Source organism: Staphylococcus sp. HMSC62B09 (assembly GCF_001839115.1).
GTDB lineage: Bacteria > Bacillota > Bacilli > Staphylococcales > Staphylococcaceae > Staphylococcus > Staphylococcus haemolyticus.
The window spans coordinates 56,550-77,220 of sequence record NZ_KV840151.1; the positions used below are offsets into that span (position 1 = coordinate 56,550).

Consider the following 20,671-nt stretch of genomic DNA (forward strand, 5'->3'; position numbering starts at 1 on the left):
AAATCTATTTTTTAATCTTTTTGAGTGTCTTATACACTGAATACATAGGTTTGTTAATAGGTTTCACAAAGTCTCCAACATACTCAATTACGTCTGCATTGAAACCTTTTTTAAATTTAATGACTCCAACATCTTCAGCGTCTTCACTGAAATCACCGCTAATACCATAGAAATTGTATCTATCAATACCATGATCAATTGCATAGTTAATCATTGTCCATTGAACAGCATAACTGCCTGCAAAATGTCTATATTTATTAGAAGTTCCACCTGCATAATAAACAACTTCAAATGGATTAATAAAGAAGAAACCTGCTGAAATTGGTAATTCATTACCATGTTTGGCTTGTAATTTTTTAGCCTCGTCTAATTTTTGTTGATTGGCATCTAATTGTTTTTCAAGATTTTCTTTTTTATTAAATGCCTTTTTATTGTCTGGTCGTTTTTTAATATCTTTTAAAGCTTTATTAACATCTTTATTTAAAGTTTCACGTTCATTTTGTAATTCTTCGATGTACTCATCAAACTTAATATAAGCTAGCGGTACAAGCACGCGATCTTTGAAATGTCTATAACGGTTATAATAGAAACTATCATCTCTATCTTGGAATTCTTTCGTTTCGGTTGTATCTTCCATAAATGAACGGAAGATTGGAAGTTCTTCTTCTGATAAGAACTTAACTTTCACACCATTTTTTTGAACTTTTTTAGTATTACGTTTACGTAGACTATCCATTCCATTTAATATATCTTTAGATGTTTTATTTTTTAAATCTAAAACAGAATGATATCGGATTTGTTTAATCGGATCAAAACCTTTATTAAAGCCTTCATGTTTAAATCCGAGATGCTTCATCTTATCAAAGAACCAATCATTACCAGCATTACCTGTAATTTCACCATCATGATTTAAGTATTGGTATGGTAAATAAGGGTCAACTCGAACATAAAGACAATTATGCTGTTTTAAATACTTTGTTAACTCATTAAAGAAAAAGTGAACAAGCTCTCTATTATCATAATCAATTACAGGTCCTCGGTTAGAATAAAAGTACTTGAAAAATTTCATGACTGGTACTGCTGTCAACATGCAGGCTGCAATGACCTCATTTTCATTGTTTTTTATACCAACTAAGTGAGTTTCTGTTTTATTTGCAACTTTCATCTCATAGTTTTCAGTCATTTGTGTGAAATGACTATATGGCATCTTATCTGTATAATTGCCAAACTCTGCAGCTGTTAAATTTGTAAACTTCATTATTTATTGCTCCTACTTCAAAGAATCTTTATCTACTTTTTAGTTCAAAATTTAAATTATAATTTTCAATAATATCTTTATCTTCAACCAAAAATTTATTTATCCAGTTTCATTAAGTATACAATAGATATTAACAAAACTAAAATACAAACCATTTATTAGTTTGAAATATTTTGCAAAATAAATAAATAGAGATTAAGACATCAAACATCGTCTTAATCTCTAGTGAACTTCCTTTATAAATTACATATCCACCAAGGTACTTCTTATACCTAAAGCGTATCTAGCGTTTCTCTTACTTGTTTTAAATAGTGAATCGTATCCTCGTTATTATCTTGACAAAAGCGTTTTACAATTTCACTACCAATTACTACACCGTCAGCAAAAGTAGCTAAATCCTTTATATGTTCTTTAGTTCTGATGCCAAAACCTGCAACTACAGGTATATCCGTATGTGCTTTTAGATGTTTTAATTTATCTTTTAATTGAGGATGAAACGTTCCATTTTTGCCTGTTGTTGCATTCATAGTTACAGTGTATATAAACCCTTCAGCATGCTTAACGATTTCTTTTATACGGTCATCATTTGCAGTCATTGATATGAGAGATATTACTTTAACATCAAATTTGGATATTTTTTGCTTTAATTTTTGAGTTAATTCGTTAGGCAAATCCGAAATAATTACGCCGTAAACACCTACTTTTTCACATTCTTTAAAGAAAGCTTCTTCTCCATAAGAAACAATGATATTGAAATAAGTCATTAGTACATATTTGCAATTAATTTCATCTTTATTTTTGGATAATTCATTAAAAATGTAATTAATGGTCACGCCTTGCTTGATAGCTCGGTTGCCTGCTTCCATTATTATGGGACCATCAGCTACTGGGTCAGAGAATGGTATACCAATTTCTATTATATCAGCACCATTCTCATCTAAGATTTTCATATTTTTAATAAATGACTTATTCCCCATAATGTATGGAATAAATAATTTAGTCATGTGATTCACCTCTTGTTTGCATATAGTGTCTAATTGTTTCCATATCCTTGTCACCGCGACCTGAAATAGTAACTACTAAAATTTCATCTTTATTCATTTTAGGTGCTATCTTTTCAACATAACTAAGTGCATGTGCACTTTCAATGGCAGGTATGACTCCTTCCATTTTGCTGAAGCGGATGAGCACCTCCATTGCTTCTGTATCAGTGGCACGTTTATATTGCACACGTCCAATATCGTGATAATATGAATGTTCAGGACCTATACCTGGATAATCTAAACCTGCAGATATAGAGTGTGCTAATTCTACTTGTCCATATTCATCTTGAATTAAATACATTTTTGAACCATGAAGTACGCCCGGACGTCCTTTTCCAATTGCAAGTGCGTGCTTAGCAGTATCAATCCCTTGTCCTGCAGCCTCTACACCATATAATTTGACCTTATCTTTAATAAAAGGATAAAAAGTCCCTATTGCATTAGACCCTCCGCCTATACATGCAACAACTGCATCTGGTAATCGACCAGTTTTTTGAAGTAATTGTTCTTTAATTTCTTGACCTATAACACTTTGAAAATCTCTGACCATCGTTGGAAAAGGATCAGGTCCTAATGCCGAACCTAGTAAATAGTGTGTATCTGCAACATGACTTACCCAATACTGTAATGCCTTGTTTACCGCATTAGAAAGTGTTCCTTGACCTTCATCCACTGCTTCAACTTTAGCTCCTAATAATTCCATACGAAATACATTAAGCTGTTGACGTTTGATATCTTCTCTTCCCATAAATACGATTAATTCCATATCAAATAACGCAGCTACTGTGGCACTTGCTACACCATGCTGACCCGCGCCCGTTTCAGCAACTAGTTTATTTTTGCCCATACGTTTTGCCAATAAAGCTTGCCCTATCGCATTATTAATTTTATGTGCGCCGGTATGATTCAAATCCTCACGTTTTAAATATATTTGAGCTCCACCCAACGCTTCACTATATGATTTTGCATAAGTCAATGGGGTTTCTCTACCTACATATTCTTTCAAATAATAAGTTAATTCATCTTGAAATGATTGATCTTGTTTAGCCTTCTTATACGCTTGTTTTAATTCAATAATTGCTGGCATTAATGTCTCTGGAACATATTTCCCACCATATTCTCCGAAAAAACCTAATTCATCTGCTTCAGTTTGTATATTATACATATTATAATTCTCCCTTCACTTGTTGTATCACAGTTAACATTTTATTTTTGTCTTTTATACCATCCGTTTCAATGCCGCTTGAAATGTCATAACCTAAATGATTCAACTTCATCATTTCAATTTGTTTTATCTTATCAACGTCAATACCTCCAGCAATTAAAAACGGTATAGATTGATCTAAGCCCTTAAGCAATGTCCAATCAAAAGATTGTCCAGTCCCACCATATTGCTCTGATGGCGTATCTATAATAAATAAGTCAACATGCTCTTTGAATTGATCGATATCATTTATTATATTTTGAGTAGCTGGTAAAGCTTTAATTATCTTAATATTCTTAAAATTTAAACGACATTGTTTGATAAAATCAATCGTCTCTTCACCATGGAGTTGGATAGCATTAATATTAGTAGCATTAATAATTTTCTTTATTAATTGCAATGTTGGATTAACTAATACGACTAATCTATCTATTTCGTCTGGCAACAATCTTGATAGTTTATTTATTTGCTCAATATCCAAATGTCGTTTACTTTTGGGATAGTGTATAAATCCCACCATGTTTATATTGAGTGGTCGAATGCTTAATGCTTCTACTTTAGTTTTTATACCGCAAAATTTTAAAATCATTGTTTCACCTTTTTTAATTTGAGTGAGGGTATAAAATGTTCTAACTCATTACAATTCATTAAGGCTCCACCAACTAATAAGCCATCGATCCCACTTTTTACTATTTGCTTAACCTCTTGTTGTGAATGAATTCCACTTTCAGATATATATAAATAGTTCTCTTTCTTACACTTAAGTATTTGATTAGTATGTTTAACATCGGTGTTGAATGATTTTAAATCACGATTGTTTACCCCAATGATTTGTGGATTTAATTGATAGGCACGTTGTAATTCAATACCATCATGTACCTCTACTAACACTTCTAGTCCCTTAGAACTTGCATATTGATAGAGTTGTCGTAACTTTTCATCGGTAAGTATATTTACAATGAGTAAAATAATTGAAGCACCTGCTTTTTGTGCAACATCAATTTGAAGCGAATCAATGATGAAATCTTTACATAAAACAGGTAATTGTGTTGTTTCGGATATTTGCTGTAATCTTTCAAAGCTACCACCGAAATAACGTTCGTCTGTTAATACGGAGATCGCATTTGCTCCATAACGTTCATAATCAATTACTTGTTTAATTATATTCGTTTGTTGAAAAGCTTGTACAGATGGACTCTTCGATTTGATTTCAGCAATTAATGTTAAATTGTCATTATTAATTAAAGCATCCGTTAATCGTGATTTATTTTTATGTTTAACCTCTTTCAAATTTTGTAATTTATCATGATAATAGCCGTCTTTTAATAATTGCTCTTTATAATCCACTATTTCACTTAATATCGTCACAGATATCACCTCTCATTCTCATAAATTGTTCCATCGCTCTACCACTATCAATTAAGAACGTAGCTAAACTTATTCCAGATGCTATCGTATCTACTTTTTCAGAAACATATAACGCAAGTGCAGCATTTAACAAAACAACATCCCTTCTACAAGTTTTATCATCTCCACTTATAATATCTAATGTAATCATTTTGTTTTCTCTTGGACTGCCTCCTTCTAAATCTTGATTACTTGCAATCTTTAAACCATAATCTTTAGCATTTACAAAATAATGCGTTATGTCTCCATTTTCATTTAATTCATAAACTTCATTGTCTCCTGAAAGCGTAGCTTCATCCATACCATTTGCTCCATGTAACACTATTGCTCTCCGTCGCCCTAAATCTTTCAATGTTTGTGCTATCATGTACAATCGACTTGGGTCGTACACTCCTAACACTTGATAGGTCAATTTAAATGGATTGATAAGTGGCCCAACTATATTAAAAATAGTCGGTATAGAAATCATTTTTCTAACAGGTTGGATATATTTCATTATTGGATAAGACTCAATTGCACTAATAAATGCCAATCCCTGTTCTTCAATTTGTAATGGGACTTCTGAAACTTTTGTCGTCTTTATTCCCAGTTGATTTAACAAATCAGTACTTCCTGAATGGGATGTTATACTTCTATTTCCGTGTTTAATGACTGGAATACCAGCGCTTGCTACTACAAAAGACACTGTTGTAGAAATATTGAAACTGTTTGACTTATCCCCTCCTGTACCGCATACACACATACTTCCTTCATATGTTGGTTGATTAGGATACATGGTTTGAATTAAACTATTGACGACATAGGTTAATTCTTGTTGTTTAATTTCCTTTTTCGTAAATCGCGTTAATAAGTCGACCTTGTCTTCCACATCAATTTCAGGATTAGTTAGATAGGTTATGAATTGTGTTGTCTCTGATTGCGTTAAAGTTATGTCATTATCCAATTGTTTTAGTAATCCCACTCAAATTCACCCTTTCTTTTACAATACGAATGAAGTTTTTAATAATTTGTGAACCAAACTCAGTAGCAAATGATTCTGGATGATACTGTATACCGAAATGAAGATGTTGTTTGTCCTCGAAGGATTGTATTGAATCTGATGTACTTCCCGTAATGATTAAATTCTTAGGAAAAGATTTTATCTCACTTACAAGTGAATGATATCTCATAATTTTGAATTGGTGCGGTATCGTCAAATAGAGTTCTGACTCGTTTTTAACTTCAAGTGTATCTACCTTTCCATGCATGACTTTCTCTCCTTGAATAACTTTGCCACCGTAGTAGCACGTTAATGCTTGAGCACCTAAACAAATACCTAAAATTGGTAAAGTATGATATTTATCGATAATTTTTACCAATTCATCGCCATCTAAAGGATGACCAGGACCTGGAGAAATGATTACCCCATCAATTTTCTCTAAATAGTTCAATACATCTTTATCATCTGGATATTTAATAATCACTTCATCAATTTGACTAACTATATCAACCAAGTTATACGTAAACGAATCGTAATTATCTATAATTAATATCATGGTGTTACCTCCAATAAGCTTTTTGCTTTAAGTCGTGTTTCTTCAAGTTCCTTTTCAGGTATAGAATCGTACACAACACCACAGCCTGCCTCGACATTAACAGTGTCGTCATCAATCAACATGGTTCGTATTGCCAATGCAAAATCTAAATTTTGATTACAATTGATATAACCAACGCCACCGCTATATACGCCTCTTTTATATTGATAGGATTCATATATGCGTTGAATAGCTCTTAGTTTAGGTGCTCCCGATACTGTCCCAGTTGGTAAAAGACTTGCTATAGTAGTCATTGGAGATATATCTTTTCTAATTTTTCCTTTTACTTCACTAACGATATGCATGACATGTTCATATCTTTCAATCACCATTAGTTTTGATATTTCAGATGTCCCCGTAATACTTACTCTATGAATATCATTTCTACCTAAATCCACAAGCATACTATGTTCACTTATTTCTTTCTCATCTGTAATTAATTGGTGTGCATTGCGTTCATCTACCTCTGAGGTAGTGCCACGTCTAATCGTTCCTGCAATTGGATTAGTTATTACTTCGCCGTTATGCACTGCTACAAAGCTTTCTGGTGAACTTCCAACTATAATCTCATTTTCCATGTTCATGTAATACATATATGGACTAGGGTTCTTACGTTTTAAATTTTGATAAAGCTGATAACTCAATTGGTTTTTATTTTTTCCGAAATGATGTTGGTAGCTATATATTCTAGAGGGCACAACTTGAAACATATCTCCCTCAGTAATCCGTTGTTTCATTTGAGTAACAATATCGATAAATTGTTTATCAGAAATATTTACTTTTATCTCTGATCTCTTAGGCACCATTTTATTATTCTCTTGGTAAACTTTAATTTGAGACAATGCTTGAATTCTATGCTTCACTCTTAATTTTAATTCTGCATTACTTGCTTTTGAAAATTGATTAGAAGCAATCACGTATAATTCATCCTTGTAATGATCAAATACAAATACATCCTCTATCATGTAGAAAGACACGTCTGATATTGTTTTCATACTCTTAATAGCTACTCGTTTTAAAATTGGAAATTCATGTCGCACTAAATCAAAACCACATGTTCCCATAAAGCCAGAAATAAATGGTAGTTGCTTTAATTTTTCATCATTTATGACACAATCAAATTGATTGATGAATGTTTTTAAATAATTATATGGCTCAGTAGTTATAACTTTATCTTCTTTCAAAGTCTTAATAATTAATTCATTATCATTTAATTTGACGGTGCCATAATAATCGAATGCTACGATAGAGTATCTGCCTTTTAATTGTTGTTGACTTGCGCTTTCAAATATAATTTTATGTTCATTCAACTGTCCTAAAGCTTCAGGTGTTATGTGAGCTTTTAATACTTCATAATAAAATTCCATTTTCTCATCCCTTTCACTAAAAAAAACGTCAGCCTCCTTATGTAAAGGACGCTGACGCGCGGTACCACCTTAATTAACGAAATATTCCGAATAATCGAAATATTAAGCGTTCACTCAGTCTTATTGATTTGTCTTTCAACATAAACCCAAATTCATGATAAGGGGTGTTGATTTGCATCTACCATCAACTTTCTGTCACTACCTTACTCACCACTACTTCATTTATGCCTATTTAATTGTACATAAAAACACCACAGCATACGCGCTTTACTCTATAAGGACGCGTTACCGTGGTGCCACCTCAATTAACAATACTTTGCTCACTCATACTTTATTAAAATTTAAAATTCTAGACCCAATTCGATTAATATGTTGTGCCAATTTACATCACCCATTGGCTTTCTATTTGCTACAAATCATATTATCTACTTCATTCATAGAATTGTTTGATATTTCTTATAATTCAGTATAATACAAAACTCTATTTTATTTGTCAACAATCAATTATAAATTTATTGGCGATAAACAATATGCGTATAAAAGATTTTGAGTTGCATCAATAGACTCAATATGAGTTCTTTCAAGCGCGTGAGATGATTCTATACCAGCACCAAATAAACCATGACGAATGTCTGCACCTGCTTTTAGTGCTGCTGATGCATCAGAGCTATAATAAGGATAAATATCAACTTTATAAGGTATGTCATTAATTTTACATAAATTTATTAAATGTGATTTTAATTCTTTATGATAAGGACCTGATCCATCTTTAGCACAAATCGATACAGTATATTCATCTGAGGTTTGACCATCGCCTAGCGCTCCCATATCAAATGCAATAAACTCTACTATCTTATCGGATATTGATGCATTTGCACCATATCCTATTTCTTCGTTATTAGAAATATAAAACTGAGTCGTATGTGGTAATTGCGTTTCTTCTTGTTTAAGTTTCTCAAGCAGTTCTAGTATCATTGCTACACTTGCTTTATCATCTAAGTGTCTTGATTTAATAAATCCTGATGATGTAATTTCAGTTCTGGAATCAAAACTTACAAAATCTCCCACTTCAATCCCTAAATCTCTTGTCTCTTGATCAGACGTTGTTTTTTCATCGATACGAATTTCCATATGTTCGCCATCTCTAGGTATTTCATGATTATTTCTGTAAACATGGACACTTGTTTCATGCAAACAAATCGTTCCTGTATATACTTGTCCTGAATCAGTTTGTATCTCACAATACTCTCCTTCAATCGCGTTATATGTAAATCCACCTATTAAACTAATAGATAATCGACCATTTTCTTTAATTTCTTTGACCATCGCGCCTAGTGTATCTACATGGGCAGTAATGCATCTTTGTTGTTCATCATTTTCACCTTGTACTTCGATAATTAAGGCACCTTTATTGGTTGTCTTAGTATCATAACCTAACGCTTCAACTTTGTTCTTAACATAATTAATTGCTTCCGTAGCATTACCAGATGGGCTATTAATTTCTGTAAGTTCTTTTATTGTTTTCAATACTTTTTGCGTCATCATTATCTCCCCTTTTTTAAAATAATTATTGATAACATTTTATCGTATTTATAGAACTATCACTATTAATTCATTCATTTTACTATTGTTTATCTGCACACTCTACCTTACAATGTACATATTCTGAAAATTTTGAAATAAGGTGATTCATCATGAAAAATATTTTATTTATAGGACTCGGTTTGATTGGTGGCAGTTTAGCAAGTAATTTAAAATATTATCAACCTAATCTAACAATATCAGCATTCGACGCTGATAAAGATCAACTTGAAAAAGCATTATCAATAGGAATAATTGATAAAAAAATTGAAGACTATAGTGAAGGCGTAAAAATGCAGATATCATCATTTACGCTACCCCCGTACAACAAACTGAATTATACTTAAAAGAATTACCTAATTATCAAACACAATCTCATTTAATTGTAACTGATACTGGTAGCACTAAATCTAATATTCAAAGCTATGAAAAGTTTCTCTTAAACAACAACATTCATCTTGTAGGTGGCCATCCTATGGCTGGAAGTCATAAATCTGGTGTTCTTAATTCAAAAAAGCATTTATTCGAAAATGCTTATTACATTCTCGTTTATGATGATGCATGTAATGCTGAATCGGCTAAAAAACTACAAACATTGTTATCAACTACATCGGCAAAATTTATAACAACATCGGCACAAGAGCATGATTATGTTACTGGAGTTGTGAGTCATATTCCACATATCATCGCTTCAAGCTTAGTTCATTTGAGTGAAACAAACTCAAAGAACCATACTCTAGTAACACAATTAGCAGCTGGTGGCTTTAGAGATGTCACACGTATAGCTAGTAGTAACGCAGATATGTGGAGAGATATTACGTTTAGTAATCAAGAAAATATATTACACCTATTAGAAATGTTGCAACAACAGTTAGATTCAATTTCATCCCATATTCGTTTAAATGATACTAACGAAGTCCATAATTTCTTTTCAGGTGCTAAAAAGTTTAGGGATCAACTTCCTGTTAAACAACAAGGTGCACTAAGTATTGCGTATGATCTCTATGTAGATATTCCAGATAAATCAGGTATGATTAGCAAAGTAACTTCTATTTTTAGTTTACATAATATTTCTATAAGTAACTTAAAAATCCTTGAAATTCGTGAAGATATTTTAGGTGCTTTACAAATTAGCTTTAAAACTCCTGAAGATCGTGAACGAGGTATTAAGGCGCTCAATGATTTTGAAACATACATTTTATAATAATGTCCTCCTAATACAATGAAATGCGCTCGATTTCTTTTAAATGCTCATTTCATTGATAGAAGGATATATTTTACATTTTATGCCCTGCCATTAAGCCCAAGCGACCATGCTTTGTTCCAGCATCAGTGTAAGATATCGCTTTAGATACGATTCCCTTACCATATTTGTTTTGTAAGTAATCAATGGTTTTAGCTAGCTTTTCATCTCTTCTTCTTTCATATTCGTCTATAAATAAGTTAAGCTGGCGGTCTTCCTCATTAATAAGTTGAGTCAATGATACGCTCAATGTTCGATACAGTGCATTCTTATCACACAATTGATTCGCATAATAATTGACTACTTTATAGATGTCTCTTTCTAAGTTTGTCGCATCTGTTAGTGTATATTGCTTATGAACACCACCGCCTTCTGTATAACCAAATGAAAAGTGAATTGTTCTTGCCAGTTGTTTACGTTCTCTTATTCTACTAGCAACGTCTTCAATTAATTCTTGCATTACAATTTTCGACTCCTCAAACCGATAATCTCTCATCAGTATTTGGCTTTTACATATGGATGGATTAGTAACATTATATTTTTCTCTCAATTTACTTTGATCAATACCATTAGCATGTAAATGCATATCTATCCCTAATACACCAAAATCTCTTTTAAGAAATCTGTATGGATATTGAGCTAAATCTCCAACAGTTACAATCCCTTTCTTATTGAGCTTTGCTTCTGTTTTCTTGTTAATGCCCCAAAAATCACGTAACGGCGTAATTTTCCACATCTTTTGTGGGACATCATGATATCTCCATTCTGTAATACCATTGGATGTATGTTTTGCTTCAATATCCATTGCGACCTTACTTAATAACATGTTTGATCCTATACCAATAGTGCAATATATCCCTGTTTTATCTTCTATTTCCTTTTGTAATCTTTCTGCAAATGATTGTACAGTAGAGTTAAATCGATGATAGCTATCAGTCACATCTAAAAAGAATTCATCTATACTATATTGATGTAAATCTTCTCCCGGTACATATTTAAGCGCAATTTTAGAAATTGCTATTGAAACTTCTAAATATTTTCTCATGCTAGGATTGATAATATAAATATCATTACGATGCGGAATCTCGAATAGTCTTGACCCTGTTTTGATACCGATTTCTTTTAATTTAGGTGTGGCTGCTAAAACAACCGATCCTTGTCTTTTAGTGTCTGCAACTACTGCTAACTTTGTTTCTAGAGGATCCAATCCCTTTTGGATACATGACACACTAGCAAAAAAACTCTTTTGATCGATACATAATATGTCTCTTTCTTCCAATAAATTATAATCATACATGCCAAGATACCTCCCTTAGTCATTTTTATTATATACGAACACTTGTTCTATTTCAATAAAAAATAAGAACTAATGTTCTCAATTTTCTTTTGGAGTACTGCCCTAAAACATGCTATACTATGGATGAAATTACTAATTCAAGGAGGAAATAAGATGCCAATCATCAATGTTAAATTGTTAGAAGGACGCTCAGATGAACAATTAAAAAATTTAGTAACAGAAGTAACAAATGCAGTTGAAAAAACTACTGGAGCTAATAGAGAGGCAATTCATGTGATTATTGAAGAAATGCAAAAAAATCACTATGGCGTTGCAGGAGTTAGAAAATCAGACGCAGAATAAAACTTTGATTAGTTTACATAATAATATTATGGTATTTATTAAAGGCGTAAAAAAAGAGTGCACCCAATCGAGTGCGCTCTTTTACGTTTTAGTTATTTAGAAATTCTTTGACAGCTTTTTTATTTTTCTTCTTATCAATCTCTAAGGCACTGCCATCGTTATTTGTATTAATATTCTGGTACGAATTATTAATTGGAACCGTAAGAGATTCTACGTTCTTATCTCCTCTTAAACCGTAACTAATACCTGTTTGGAAGATAGCTGAATTTGGCATACTTGTATTAATATAACCCCTTAATATACCAGCTACTTTAGGCAATTTTATTACTGAACTAGGTGTAACTAACTCTTTTTTCAACGTCTGCATAACTTGTTGTTGACGTCTAACTCGCCCAAAATCTCCTTCCTCGTCATGTCTAAATCTCGCATATCCAAGTAATTCTTTACCGTTTAAACGATGATGACCTTTTTTAAGAGATACTCCAATATTTTCAGACATATCTTTTTCTACGTCCATAGGAACGCCATTAGGTTCTAATTCATCAATCATTTTTTCAAAACCCGTAAAATCAATGACTGCATAATATTCAGGATTAATACCTAAATTCTTATTTAAAGTCTTTCTAAGAAGTTCAGGTCCACCAAGTGAATAGGCTGCATTAATTTTATAATTCTGATATCCAGGTATTTCCGCATAAATATCACGCATCACTGACATCATTTTCATTTTTTTATGGATATAATCATATTGAACTACCATGATGGAATCTGAACGCGACTTACCACCGCTAGCTTTGTCAGCACCTAACACGAGTACAGAAATCTTACCGTCATTTTTTACTGGTCCATTAAACTTATGTACTTTGATATCTTTTGCATGTTTCTCAGCGTAATTAACACCACTACGATAACCATGGACAATATAGATAATAGCTGCGATTAGCAATATCGATATAATCAAAATGATAAAAGGTAATTTACGTAGTTTTTTCTTATTCCGTCGTTTAGAAGGTGTCTGTGCGTCTGCTTGTCGCCTGTATACTGTCTTATCCTTCTCTTCTGTCATATTTACCTACCTTACGTCTAGTAAAAATCTTCAAAATTATATATCTATGTACTATAATTATATATAATTAAATTATAGAAGTTGCTTTGAAAAATCAAGTAATTTTTAAATAAATGGTACTAAGGTCCAATGAAAGGATGGCATAAATGAATATTAATACAGCATATTTTGCTGGTGGGTGTTTCTGGTGTATGACCAAACCTTTCGATCAATTCGATGGTATAGAAACAGTAACATCTGGCTATATGGGTGGTTCAACTCACAACCCTACTTATGAAGATGTGAAAAGTGGGACCACAGGACATTATGAAACTGTAAAAATTGAATATGATGTTGCATTGTTTTCTTATAACAAATTATTAGAAGTATTTTTCTCGGTTATTGATCCCATTGATGATGGTGGCCAGTTTCAAGATAGAGGTTCACAATATAGAACAGCTATATTCTACACGAATAAGGATCAAAAAAGACTTGCTGAGCAATACGTTCACCAACTCGAGCAAACAATTCATTCAGAAAAAGCAATAGTGACTAAAATATTACCCGCTTCAACTTTTTACAAAGCAGAAGAATATCATCAAGATTTTTACAAAAAGAACCCTGAGCGTTATGCTCAAGAACAACAAGACCGAGCAAACTATAAATCCAATTAAAGTTTTAAATAATCAAAGGCACCCTTCAAGGTGATTATCACCCATTCACTTGTTGGATGCCTTTTTTAACAATTATTTATGACGAATAACTCTCATTACTTTTAACATGCTATACCATAGTGAACTATCTTTTCTATAAACCAAAAATCTTGGTTCCCAATTTGGACTATATTTTTCTTTATACTTACGTAGTCCTTGAAAGCGATATAGACCATTGAAGTGTTCAAATACACGCCCAGCTACACGCTCTCGAGGGTAAGAGTAATTTAATTGACCTACATTTGATAAAGTTGCCATACCCATGTTAAATGCTTTATAGCCTTTATCTTTACCCCAAAGTAACATATGTAGATATAGGCCATCCATTAAAGGTAAATCTAAATCAGGTAACCAACGAATTAAATCTACTGAAATAGCTTCATTATAATAAGTAGGCATTAAAGTGCAAAACGCAATGACTTTACCTTCTTCATTCTTCATTATTCCAATAGGTGCTTGTTGTAAATACTCTTCTGTAAATTGACCTACTGAAAAATGCATTTCATTACGTCCATCTAGCCACTGATCACTAACTTGTTTTAATTGAAAAATGAGATCTTTCGAAAAAGGTGGCTCTAAAATTTCAAATTGAATATTTAAATCATCGAATTTATTAAGTGTTGCTCGGAAACCACGACGTTTCTTTCCTGATGTCGTAAATTGAGTTAAATTTATAATTGCCTCTTCACCAAGTTTGAAAAACTGATTACCAAAATTATGATATAGCGGCATAAAGCGATCTGAAACTTGATAGAATATAATATCATAGCCTAACTTTTCACCGTAGTTATAAAAATCAATAAGTAAAGACTGAAACGCCTTCGTATCACCGATTGGATCTCCTAACACAACAAGAGCGTTACCTTTGTAGCGATACATTAAAAAAGCTTGTTGCGCTTCATGCATAAAGACATCTTTATCTCCACTATAGATTAAATGACTTAAATAATTGCCACCATACGTTTCAATAATTGATTTACATCTCGATAAATCTTCTAATTGGTGTGGTCTAGTGTATCTAGACTCCAATAACCATGCGACGATACCTACAAGTATGACTACGACAAGAACCGTTAACCAGAAATAATATTTCAATAAAGAAGTATCCATTTCAATGTGGTAAATATCAAGTGCATATAAAGTTTCTGAAATTATAAAATGATTAACATACAATACCAGCATACTTAAAATAATTGTAAAAATTAAACGTTTTAATCTGAATGGTCGTTTCATCACTTTAGAACGACGATAAGCGAGAACAAGTAATACAAATATTAATAAAATCCATGATAAAAGAATTAAAGATGCATAAGTATATACTGTTGCACTAAATATTAAAACAAGTGAAATCATTACAAACAAAATAGCACGTCGGCTTTGTTTAAATACACCTCTAACATTGATAAGTAATAATAAGCAAGCACTTGTATGCACAGATAACATAATATAATATGCGAAATGATGATCATCGTATAAACCATCATAAACAATTGTAATGTTATTAATAAAGAAAACAAAACTTGTTATTAGTACTAACATAGCTAAGGCAAATGACGGAATCTTAGCAATAATATCTTTTTGATAAGAGAATAAAAAAGATGTTACATCTCTTGCAGGTACAAAATATTTAGATTCTTCGAAGTATTTTCGCGCAGATGATCCAAACTCAAATGTAGATAAAACAAGTGCAATAACAACTGGTACAAAGTAATAAGCGAAACGATATAATAATAACGCTAATAGTACTTTTTCTTCAGGAACGCCTAAAGACTTAAGACCTAATAATACAACTAAATCGAAAGCACCGAAGCCACCTGGTATGAAACTAACCAATCCAGAAAGAGCAGCAATGATGAATATACCGATAACAGTAGTGAATGCTATGTTAATATCTACAATAACTGTTGATAAATAGAGTACTGTGGCAGCTGCCAGCCACTCAAAACTTGATACTAGTGTGCAATAAACACCTAAATATTTATTGTTACGATCAATAGGATTAATCATGGTATAGGAAATAAATAAAGGTAAAAATAATGCAACAACATATAAAATCCATCGAACCCAACTTACTTTATTTATTATATGAGAAGCATCAAAGATATGTAACACGACAAGGATTGATAAAAGACTCAAACCCGTTAACATAGAAATCAGTATGATTGAAATAGCATGAACTAATTTTTTTCTATCAGTTGTATAATTTTTATAAATAAATGCTCTAAATCCAGCCCCTATAAATCCACCAAAGCCAACAATGGCATTAAGTGCATTAATGATATAGCTGATTTTAAAAACCCTAATAAGTGGTATATCCAGTTTTAACCCTTTTACTAAGATAAGATCATACAAACTTAGTAAAATCATAGCTGAACCACCGCAAATGAATAAGCCAACTAGATACCAACGATTAATTTTGCTAAATGCTTCAAGTGTTTGTTTAAAATTAATGTGTGCTAATTCATGATATAGCGTTGCAACAACTGCTATAAATAAAACTGCAGCAAAAACAAATTTGAGTAATGATAATAATCTATTCTTAAGTTCTTCAGTCATGTCATACCTCTACCTTCACCTACGATTATTTAAAAATATATCATACCTTCATTTGAATGAACATATGAATATGTATAACTCATACTAACATTATTGTAATGTGTGTAAGATTAAATACTTTCTAAAAAAAGGCGGGAATGATACAGAATCCAAAATGAATTCATTATCTCATTCCCGCTTAGGTAACTAAAACTGAGAAAGCTAGATAAACTGGCTTTTACACTTAATACTCGTTTAGAGCTTATTCAGCTTTAGTATATTCTTTAGTTTCTTCTTTTTTAATTTCATATTCTCCTGAATCATCACCATAATACTTGTTATAACGACGTTTAAATAATAAGAATAGGTGTGAGACTAATACTTTAAGTATTGCATATCCAGGAATACCTAAAATAACACCAACAATACCTAATAAATTACCAGCACTCAATAAGATGAAAATAATCGTTAAAGGATGAATTTTCAATGTTTTTCCCATAACATTAGGTGAAATGAAATGTCCTTCAATAAATTGAACAAGCGTCCATACTACAATTAATTTCAATAACATGAATGGCGATGTAATAATCGCTATAATGATGGCTGGTGAAATAGCAATCGTTGGTCCTAGATAAGGTACAACACTTGTAACAGCAGCTATACAAGCAAGTACAAGACCGTAATCAAGACCAATAATTGAATAGCCTATAAAGAGTAAGATACCAATACAAAATGAAACAATAATTTGACCTTGGATATATGATCCAACTTGTACACTCATTTTTTCCATTAAATCATGGTAATCTTTTCTAAATTTAGGTGGCATAATCTTCGTTGAATACTCTTTAAATTTGTGACCATCTTTTAACATGAAGAATAATACAAAAGGTGTTGTGACAAGAACTACACCTACGTTAACAATAGCTTCTGCAAAACTTCTAATTTTAGTTCCAAATCCATCAAAATAACTTGAAACCATAGAAGGTATCTTATTGGAAACTGAGTCTAACCAATCTTGTATTTGAGTATAAAATGATGATAAGAAAGAAAAATGTGTGACTTGATCTATTGCGTTATTAAATTTATCTACATATTTAGGGAAGTTGTTAGCTAAACGTGTGATTTGATCTCCAATAAGCGGAATTAATAAATTAATAATTAATGTCGCTCCACCAACAATAGCTAAAAATACAATAATGATTCCTAGTAATCTTGGAATATTATATCTCTCCATCAAATTAATCACTGGATTAATAAGATAGAATAAAATAAGCGATATAATAATTGGTGCTACAATTGTATTAAATATGATGATAAATGGTTCAAAAACATAAGAAACTTTATCAAATATAAATATTACAATACCTATGAGCACTAATGAAAGCAAAGCAAATAATAAATCTTTACCGCCTAAGAATTTCATAAAACGCGTTTCTGTAAAACTAAATTTTTTTGCGCTTTTTTCTTCAACTTGCTTATTTTCAATTGCCATGTTTTTCACCATACCTTAACTAACTATTAAAACTAAAGCTATTTTACATCATAACACAAAAAATAACTAAGTGTTCCTTAGTTATGCGATGAACTTATTTGAGTTTCAAAATGATAAATATGTAATGCAAGATACACAATTTCGGAATCATCGATAGGAATATTCAAGTGCTTTTGAATCATTTTTGAGATTTTAAAAGCAGTATTATATGCATTTGGATAATGATTTTTAACCATATCTATAAAAAAATCTTGAGCATATATGTATTCTTTTTTATTAAGTCGTCGAATTAAAAATTGAATATGTCTTATAAAACGTTGATATTGAACCGTATGATTATCGATTTCATGATTTAAATCATTTTCAATAATAAGTATACTTTTACTAATCAATTTATTAATCAAAGACATCTCATGTATCGTTAAATCCTCTGTGTTTGAAGCAATGTGTAATGCAATAAATCCAATTTCATCAGCTGGGAACTTAACATCTAGTCGTTGATTCAATTTATCAATAACTTGACTTGCAATAGCATACGCACCACTATATAAATGTTTGGTTTCGATAACAAATGGATTACTAATAATTTGATTTTGTTTTAATCTTTTATATGCAAATATAATATGATCAGTCAATGCAACAACAAGGTTTTTATCATCTGTAGTATGAGTTGTACTTGTAATAAAATTGACTGCTTCAATAATCGCTTGTAGAACATCTTCATCGGCAATTTCAACTAAAGATTTGTAATATTCTTGCTGTTGTTTTTGCTCTAATTTATAAACCTTTTCTATTGAAGCACTTTCATCTAAGGTCATTCTAGCCTTTTTATTAAAGCCAATACCTTTTCCAACGAGAATGACCTCTTGATTATTATAAGTGCATATGATGACGTTATTATTTAAAGCTTTAGAAATGGTATACTCACTCATCATAATCACCTTTCTCTGTAATATATAAATTATAAATCTATTTATTAAAAATGAAAAGATTTCTAACTTAATGTAAAAACTCCTTTCAAAGTTTTGAATGAAAGTTTCAACACATTGAAAGGAGTATGAATAAATTCTATTTTAATCAATCACTTAAGTGATTATTTTTTAGGTAGTTGATTTTCTCTACCCCAAGTTTCAATACCAAATAAGTTAATTTCAAGATTCTCTGGTTTAAACACAGGTTTCATACCAGCTTTACGTTGTTTTTGGTAATCTTTCATTACAGCTATCGCTATATTTGAAAGACCAATTATAGAAATCAAGTTAACAATTGCCATTAATCCCATGAATAAATCGGCAGTACTCCATACAGTTTCAGTTTTTACTACTGATCCAACAAATACTAATAAGACAACTAAGCATCTAAAAATAAACATAACTACTTTGTTTTTAGATAAGAACTCTATGTTTGATTGACCATAATAATAGTTACCAACAACAGAAGAAAATGCAAATAGCGTAATTGCGATTGTTAAGAAGATACCTCCAGCTGAACCTAAATGTTCATTTAATGCTGATTGTGTAACTTGAACACCTTGAGGTGCATTTTCTCCAAATTTTAATCCTGAATATAAAAGAATCATAATCGCTGTGGCTGTACAAACTAACATTGTATCGAAAAATACACCAAGTGATTGAATTAAACCTTGTTTAACTGGATGTGGCACTGACGCTGTTGCTGCTGCGTTCGGCGCAGAACCCATACCAGCCTCGTTAGAGAATAGACCACGTTTAATACCTTGAAGTATCGCTGCACCTACAGCGCCTCCTGTAACTTGCTCGAAACCAAATGCACTCTTAATGATTGTGCCAATCATCGGAACAATTTGATCGATATTTAATAATAAGATAACTAAAACCATACCGATATAAATAATAGCCATGGTTGGAACAATCAATGAAGATAATGTCGCGATACTGCGGACACCACCAAAGATAATTGCTGCAGTAATAACAGCTAAAATAATTCCTGTTACAACTGGACTTACGTTGTACTGAGTATTTAATGATTCAGCAATCGTATTAGATTGAACAGTATTAAATACAAACGCAAATGTTATTGTAATTAATATTGAGAATAAGATACCTAACCATTTTTGGTTCAAACCTTTAGTTATGTAATATGCGGGACCCCCTCGGAATCCACCTTCTTTGTCATGAACTTTATAAATTTGAGCTAAAGTTGCCTCCATAAATGCACTTGCAGCACCGATAAAAGCAATTACCCACATCCAAAATACTGCACCAGGACCACCTAGTACAATTGCCGTAGCTACACCTGCAATATTACCAGTACCTACACGTGAACCAGCACTAATTGCAAATGCTTGGAATGGCGATATACCTTTTTCACCACTATTCAATGTTTCAGGTTTTTCAGTTAAAGCTCTAAACATTTCCGGCAACATACGTAATTGCACGAATTTAGAACTAATAGTAAAGAAGAACCCTACAGTTAATAGCAATCCAATTAAATATTGAGACCAAATTAAATCATTACCTACCTGAACAATTGTTTTAAACCATCCAGGTATTAAATTATCAAAATCACTCATTAAATCCCTCTCATCTACA

General features: G+C 31.8%; 17 protein-coding genes and 1 pseudogene. 3 read left to right on the forward strand and 15 right to left on the reverse strand.

The features are described from left to right. Positions 1–4 precede the first annotated feature (4 nt). The 9 genes from HMPREF3265_RS08335 to HMPREF3265_RS08375 all read right to left on the reverse strand — a co-directional run bounded on the left by HMPREF3265_RS08335 (position 5) and on the right by HMPREF3265_RS08375 (position 9,395). A complete protein-coding gene (locus HMPREF3265_RS08335; protein WP_070440031.1) occupies positions 5–1,258 on the reverse strand; it encodes an aminoacyltransferase in 1,254 nt (417 codons plus the stop codon). Between the two features lie 272 nt (positions 1,259–1,530). Next, the gene (gene trpA, locus HMPREF3265_RS08340; RefSeq protein ID WP_070861350.1) at positions 1,531–2,262 is read right to left on the reverse strand and encodes a tryptophan synthase subunit alpha; all 732 of its coding nucleotides are present in this window, start codon (positions 2,260–2,262) and stop codon (positions 1,531–1,533) included. Continuing rightward, on the reverse strand, positions 2,255–3,466 hold the full coding sequence (gene trpB / locus HMPREF3265_RS08345) for a tryptophan synthase subunit beta (protein WP_070861352.1): 1,212 nt from the start codon (positions 3,464–3,466) through the stop codon (positions 2,255–2,257). The genes trpA and trpB overlap by 8 nt, the downstream gene beginning before the upstream one ends. 1 nt (position 3,467) lies before the next feature. Further along, entirely contained in the window at positions 3,468–4,094 is a 627-nt protein-coding gene (locus HMPREF3265_RS08350) for a phosphoribosylanthranilate isomerase (RefSeq protein WP_070440037.1), read from the reverse strand. Then, a complete protein-coding gene (gene trpC / locus HMPREF3265_RS08355) occupies positions 4,091–4,873 on the reverse strand; it encodes an indole-3-glycerol phosphate synthase TrpC (RefSeq protein ID WP_070440039.1) in 783 nt (260 codons plus the stop codon). The genes HMPREF3265_RS08350 and trpC overlap by 4 nt, the downstream gene beginning before the upstream one ends. Continuing rightward, positions 4,857–5,873 carry an anthranilate phosphoribosyltransferase gene (gene trpD, locus HMPREF3265_RS08360; RefSeq protein WP_070485392.1) on the reverse strand — a complete coding sequence of 339 codons (1,017 nt, stop codon included), beginning with the start codon at positions 5,871–5,873 and terminating at the stop codon, positions 4,857–4,859. The genes trpC and trpD overlap by 17 nt, the downstream gene beginning before the upstream one ends. Then, positions 5,848–6,447: an anthranilate synthase component II gene (locus tag HMPREF3265_RS08365; RefSeq protein WP_070440043.1), complete on the reverse strand. Its 600-nt coding sequence runs from the start codon at positions 6,445–6,447 to the stop codon at positions 5,848–5,850. The genes trpD and HMPREF3265_RS08365 overlap by 26 nt, the downstream gene beginning before the upstream one ends. Beyond that, positions 6,444–7,853, reverse strand: coding sequence for an anthranilate synthase component I (locus HMPREF3265_RS08370; protein ID WP_070581395.1), 1,410 nt, complete (start codon positions 7,851–7,853; stop codon positions 6,444–6,446). Before HMPREF3265_RS08370 ends, HMPREF3265_RS08365 begins: the two co-directional genes overlap by 4 nt. A 504-nt stretch (positions 7,854–8,357) precedes the next feature. Further along, a complete protein-coding gene (locus HMPREF3265_RS08375) occupies positions 8,358–9,395 on the reverse strand; it encodes a M42 family metallopeptidase (RefSeq protein ID WP_070861354.1) in 1,038 nt (345 codons plus the stop codon). A 152-nt stretch (positions 9,396–9,547) separates the two neighbouring features. Between HMPREF3265_RS08375 and HMPREF3265_RS08380 the strand changes: the two are divergent. Continuing rightward, positions 9,548–10,638: pseudogene (locus HMPREF3265_RS08380) on the forward strand (prephenate dehydrogenase). 73 nt (positions 10,639–10,711) lie between these two features. Here HMPREF3265_RS08380 and HMPREF3265_RS08385 read toward each other — a convergent pair. After that, a complete protein-coding gene (locus tag HMPREF3265_RS08385) occupies positions 10,712–11,974 on the reverse strand; it encodes a Y-family DNA polymerase (RefSeq protein ID WP_070440049.1) in 1,263 nt (420 codons plus the stop codon). Between the two features lie 153 nt (positions 11,975–12,127). On the opposite strand from HMPREF3265_RS08385, the gene HMPREF3265_RS08390 reads away from it, so the two are divergent. Continuing rightward, positions 12,128–12,316: a 2-hydroxymuconate tautomerase gene (locus HMPREF3265_RS08390; protein ID WP_011275837.1), complete on the forward strand. Its 189-nt coding sequence runs from the start codon at positions 12,128–12,130 to the stop codon at positions 12,314–12,316. A gap of 88 nt (positions 12,317–12,404) precedes the next feature. Here HMPREF3265_RS08390 and HMPREF3265_RS08395 read toward each other — a convergent pair whose 3' ends face one another. Continuing rightward, complete coding sequence (locus HMPREF3265_RS08395) at positions 12,405–13,382, reverse strand: LCP family protein (protein WP_070440051.1); 978 nt, start codon at positions 13,380–13,382, stop codon at positions 12,405–12,407. A gap of 146 nt (positions 13,383–13,528) precedes the next feature. Here HMPREF3265_RS08395 and msrA point away from each other — a divergent pair, with 146 nt between their 5' ends. Beyond that, entirely contained in the window at positions 13,529–14,035 is a 507-nt protein-coding gene (msrA, locus tag HMPREF3265_RS08400) for a peptide-methionine (S)-S-oxide reductase MsrA (RefSeq protein ID WP_070440053.1), read from the forward strand. A 72-nt stretch (positions 14,036–14,107) separates the two neighbouring features. Here msrA and mprF read toward each other — a convergent pair whose 3' ends face one another. The 4 genes from mprF to HMPREF3265_RS08420 form a co-directional block, all read right to left on the reverse strand. After that, positions 14,108–16,630 (reverse strand): bifunctional lysylphosphatidylglycerol flippase/synthetase MprF, encoded by a 2,523-nt coding sequence (gene mprF / locus HMPREF3265_RS08405; RefSeq protein ID WP_070440055.1) that lies wholly within the window; start codon positions 16,628–16,630, stop codon positions 14,108–14,110. A gap of 241 nt (positions 16,631–16,871) precedes the next feature. Next, entirely contained in the window at positions 16,872–18,101 is a 1,230-nt protein-coding gene (locus HMPREF3265_RS08410; protein WP_070861356.1) for an AI-2E family transporter, read from the reverse strand. A 77-nt stretch (positions 18,102–18,178) separates the two neighbouring features. After that, positions 18,179–19,033 carry a glucose PTS transporter transcription antiterminator GlcT gene (glcT, locus tag HMPREF3265_RS08415; RefSeq protein WP_070861358.1) on the reverse strand — a complete coding sequence of 285 codons (855 nt, stop codon included), beginning with the start codon at positions 19,031–19,033 and terminating at the stop codon, positions 18,179–18,181. Positions 19,034–19,194: 161 nt separating this feature from the next. After that, positions 19,195–20,652, reverse strand: a complete 1,458-nt coding sequence (locus HMPREF3265_RS08420) for a glutamine transporter AlsT (protein WP_037558069.1) — start codon at positions 20,650–20,652, stop codon at positions 19,195–19,197. Between the last annotated feature and the right edge of the window lie 19 nt (positions 20,653–20,671).

Coding starts and splice junctions, on each gene's coding strand:
- HMPREF3265_RS08335 (WP_070440031.1), bottom strand. CDS start 1,258: ATGAAGTTTACAAATTTAACAGCTGCAGAGTTTGGCAATTATACAGAT.
- trpA (WP_070861350.1), bottom strand. CDS start 2,262: ATGACTAAATTATTTATTCCATACATTATGGGGAATAAGTCATTTATT.
- trpB (WP_070861352.1), bottom strand. CDS start 3,466: ATGTATAATATACAAACTGAAGCAGATGAATTAGGTTTTTTCGGAGAA.
- HMPREF3265_RS08350 (WP_070440037.1), bottom strand. CDS start 4,094: ATGATTTTAAAATTTTGCGGTATAAAAACTAAAGTAGAAGCATTAAGC.
- HMPREF3265_RS08365 (WP_070440043.1), bottom strand. CDS start 6,447: ATGATATTAATTATAGATAATTACGATTCGTTTACGTATAACTTGGTT.
- HMPREF3265_RS08370 (WP_070581395.1), bottom strand. CDS start 7,853: ATGGAATTTTATTATGAAGTATTAAAAGCTCACATAACACCTGAAGCT.
- HMPREF3265_RS08375 (WP_070861354.1), bottom strand. CDS start 9,395: ATGACGCAAAAAGTATTGAAAACAATAAAAGAACTTACAGAAATTAAT.
- HMPREF3265_RS08385 (WP_070440049.1), bottom strand. CDS start 11,974: ATGTATGATTATAATTTATTGGAAGAAAGAGACATATTATGTATCGAT.
- HMPREF3265_RS08390 (WP_011275837.1), top strand. CDS start 12,128: ATGCCAATCATCAATGTTAAATTGTTAGAAGGACGCTCAGATGAACAA.
- HMPREF3265_RS08395 (WP_070440051.1), bottom strand. CDS start 13,382: ATGACAGAAGAGAAGGATAAGACAGTATACAGGCGACAAGCAGACGCA.
- msrA (WP_070440053.1), top strand. CDS start 13,529: ATGAATATTAATACAGCATATTTTGCTGGTGGGTGTTTCTGGTGTATG.
- mprF (WP_070440055.1), bottom strand. CDS start 16,630: ATGACTGAAGAACTTAAGAATAGATTATTATCATTACTCAAATTTGTT.
- HMPREF3265_RS08410 (WP_070861356.1), bottom strand. CDS start 18,101: ATGGCAATTGAAAATAAGCAAGTTGAAGAAAAAAGCGCAAAAAAATTT.
- glcT (WP_070861358.1), bottom strand. CDS start 19,033: ATGAGTGAGTATACCATTTCTAAAGCTTTAAATAATAACGTCATCATA.
- HMPREF3265_RS08420 (WP_037558069.1), bottom strand. CDS start 20,652: ATGAGTGATTTTGATAATTTAATACCTGGATGGTTTAAAACAATTGTT.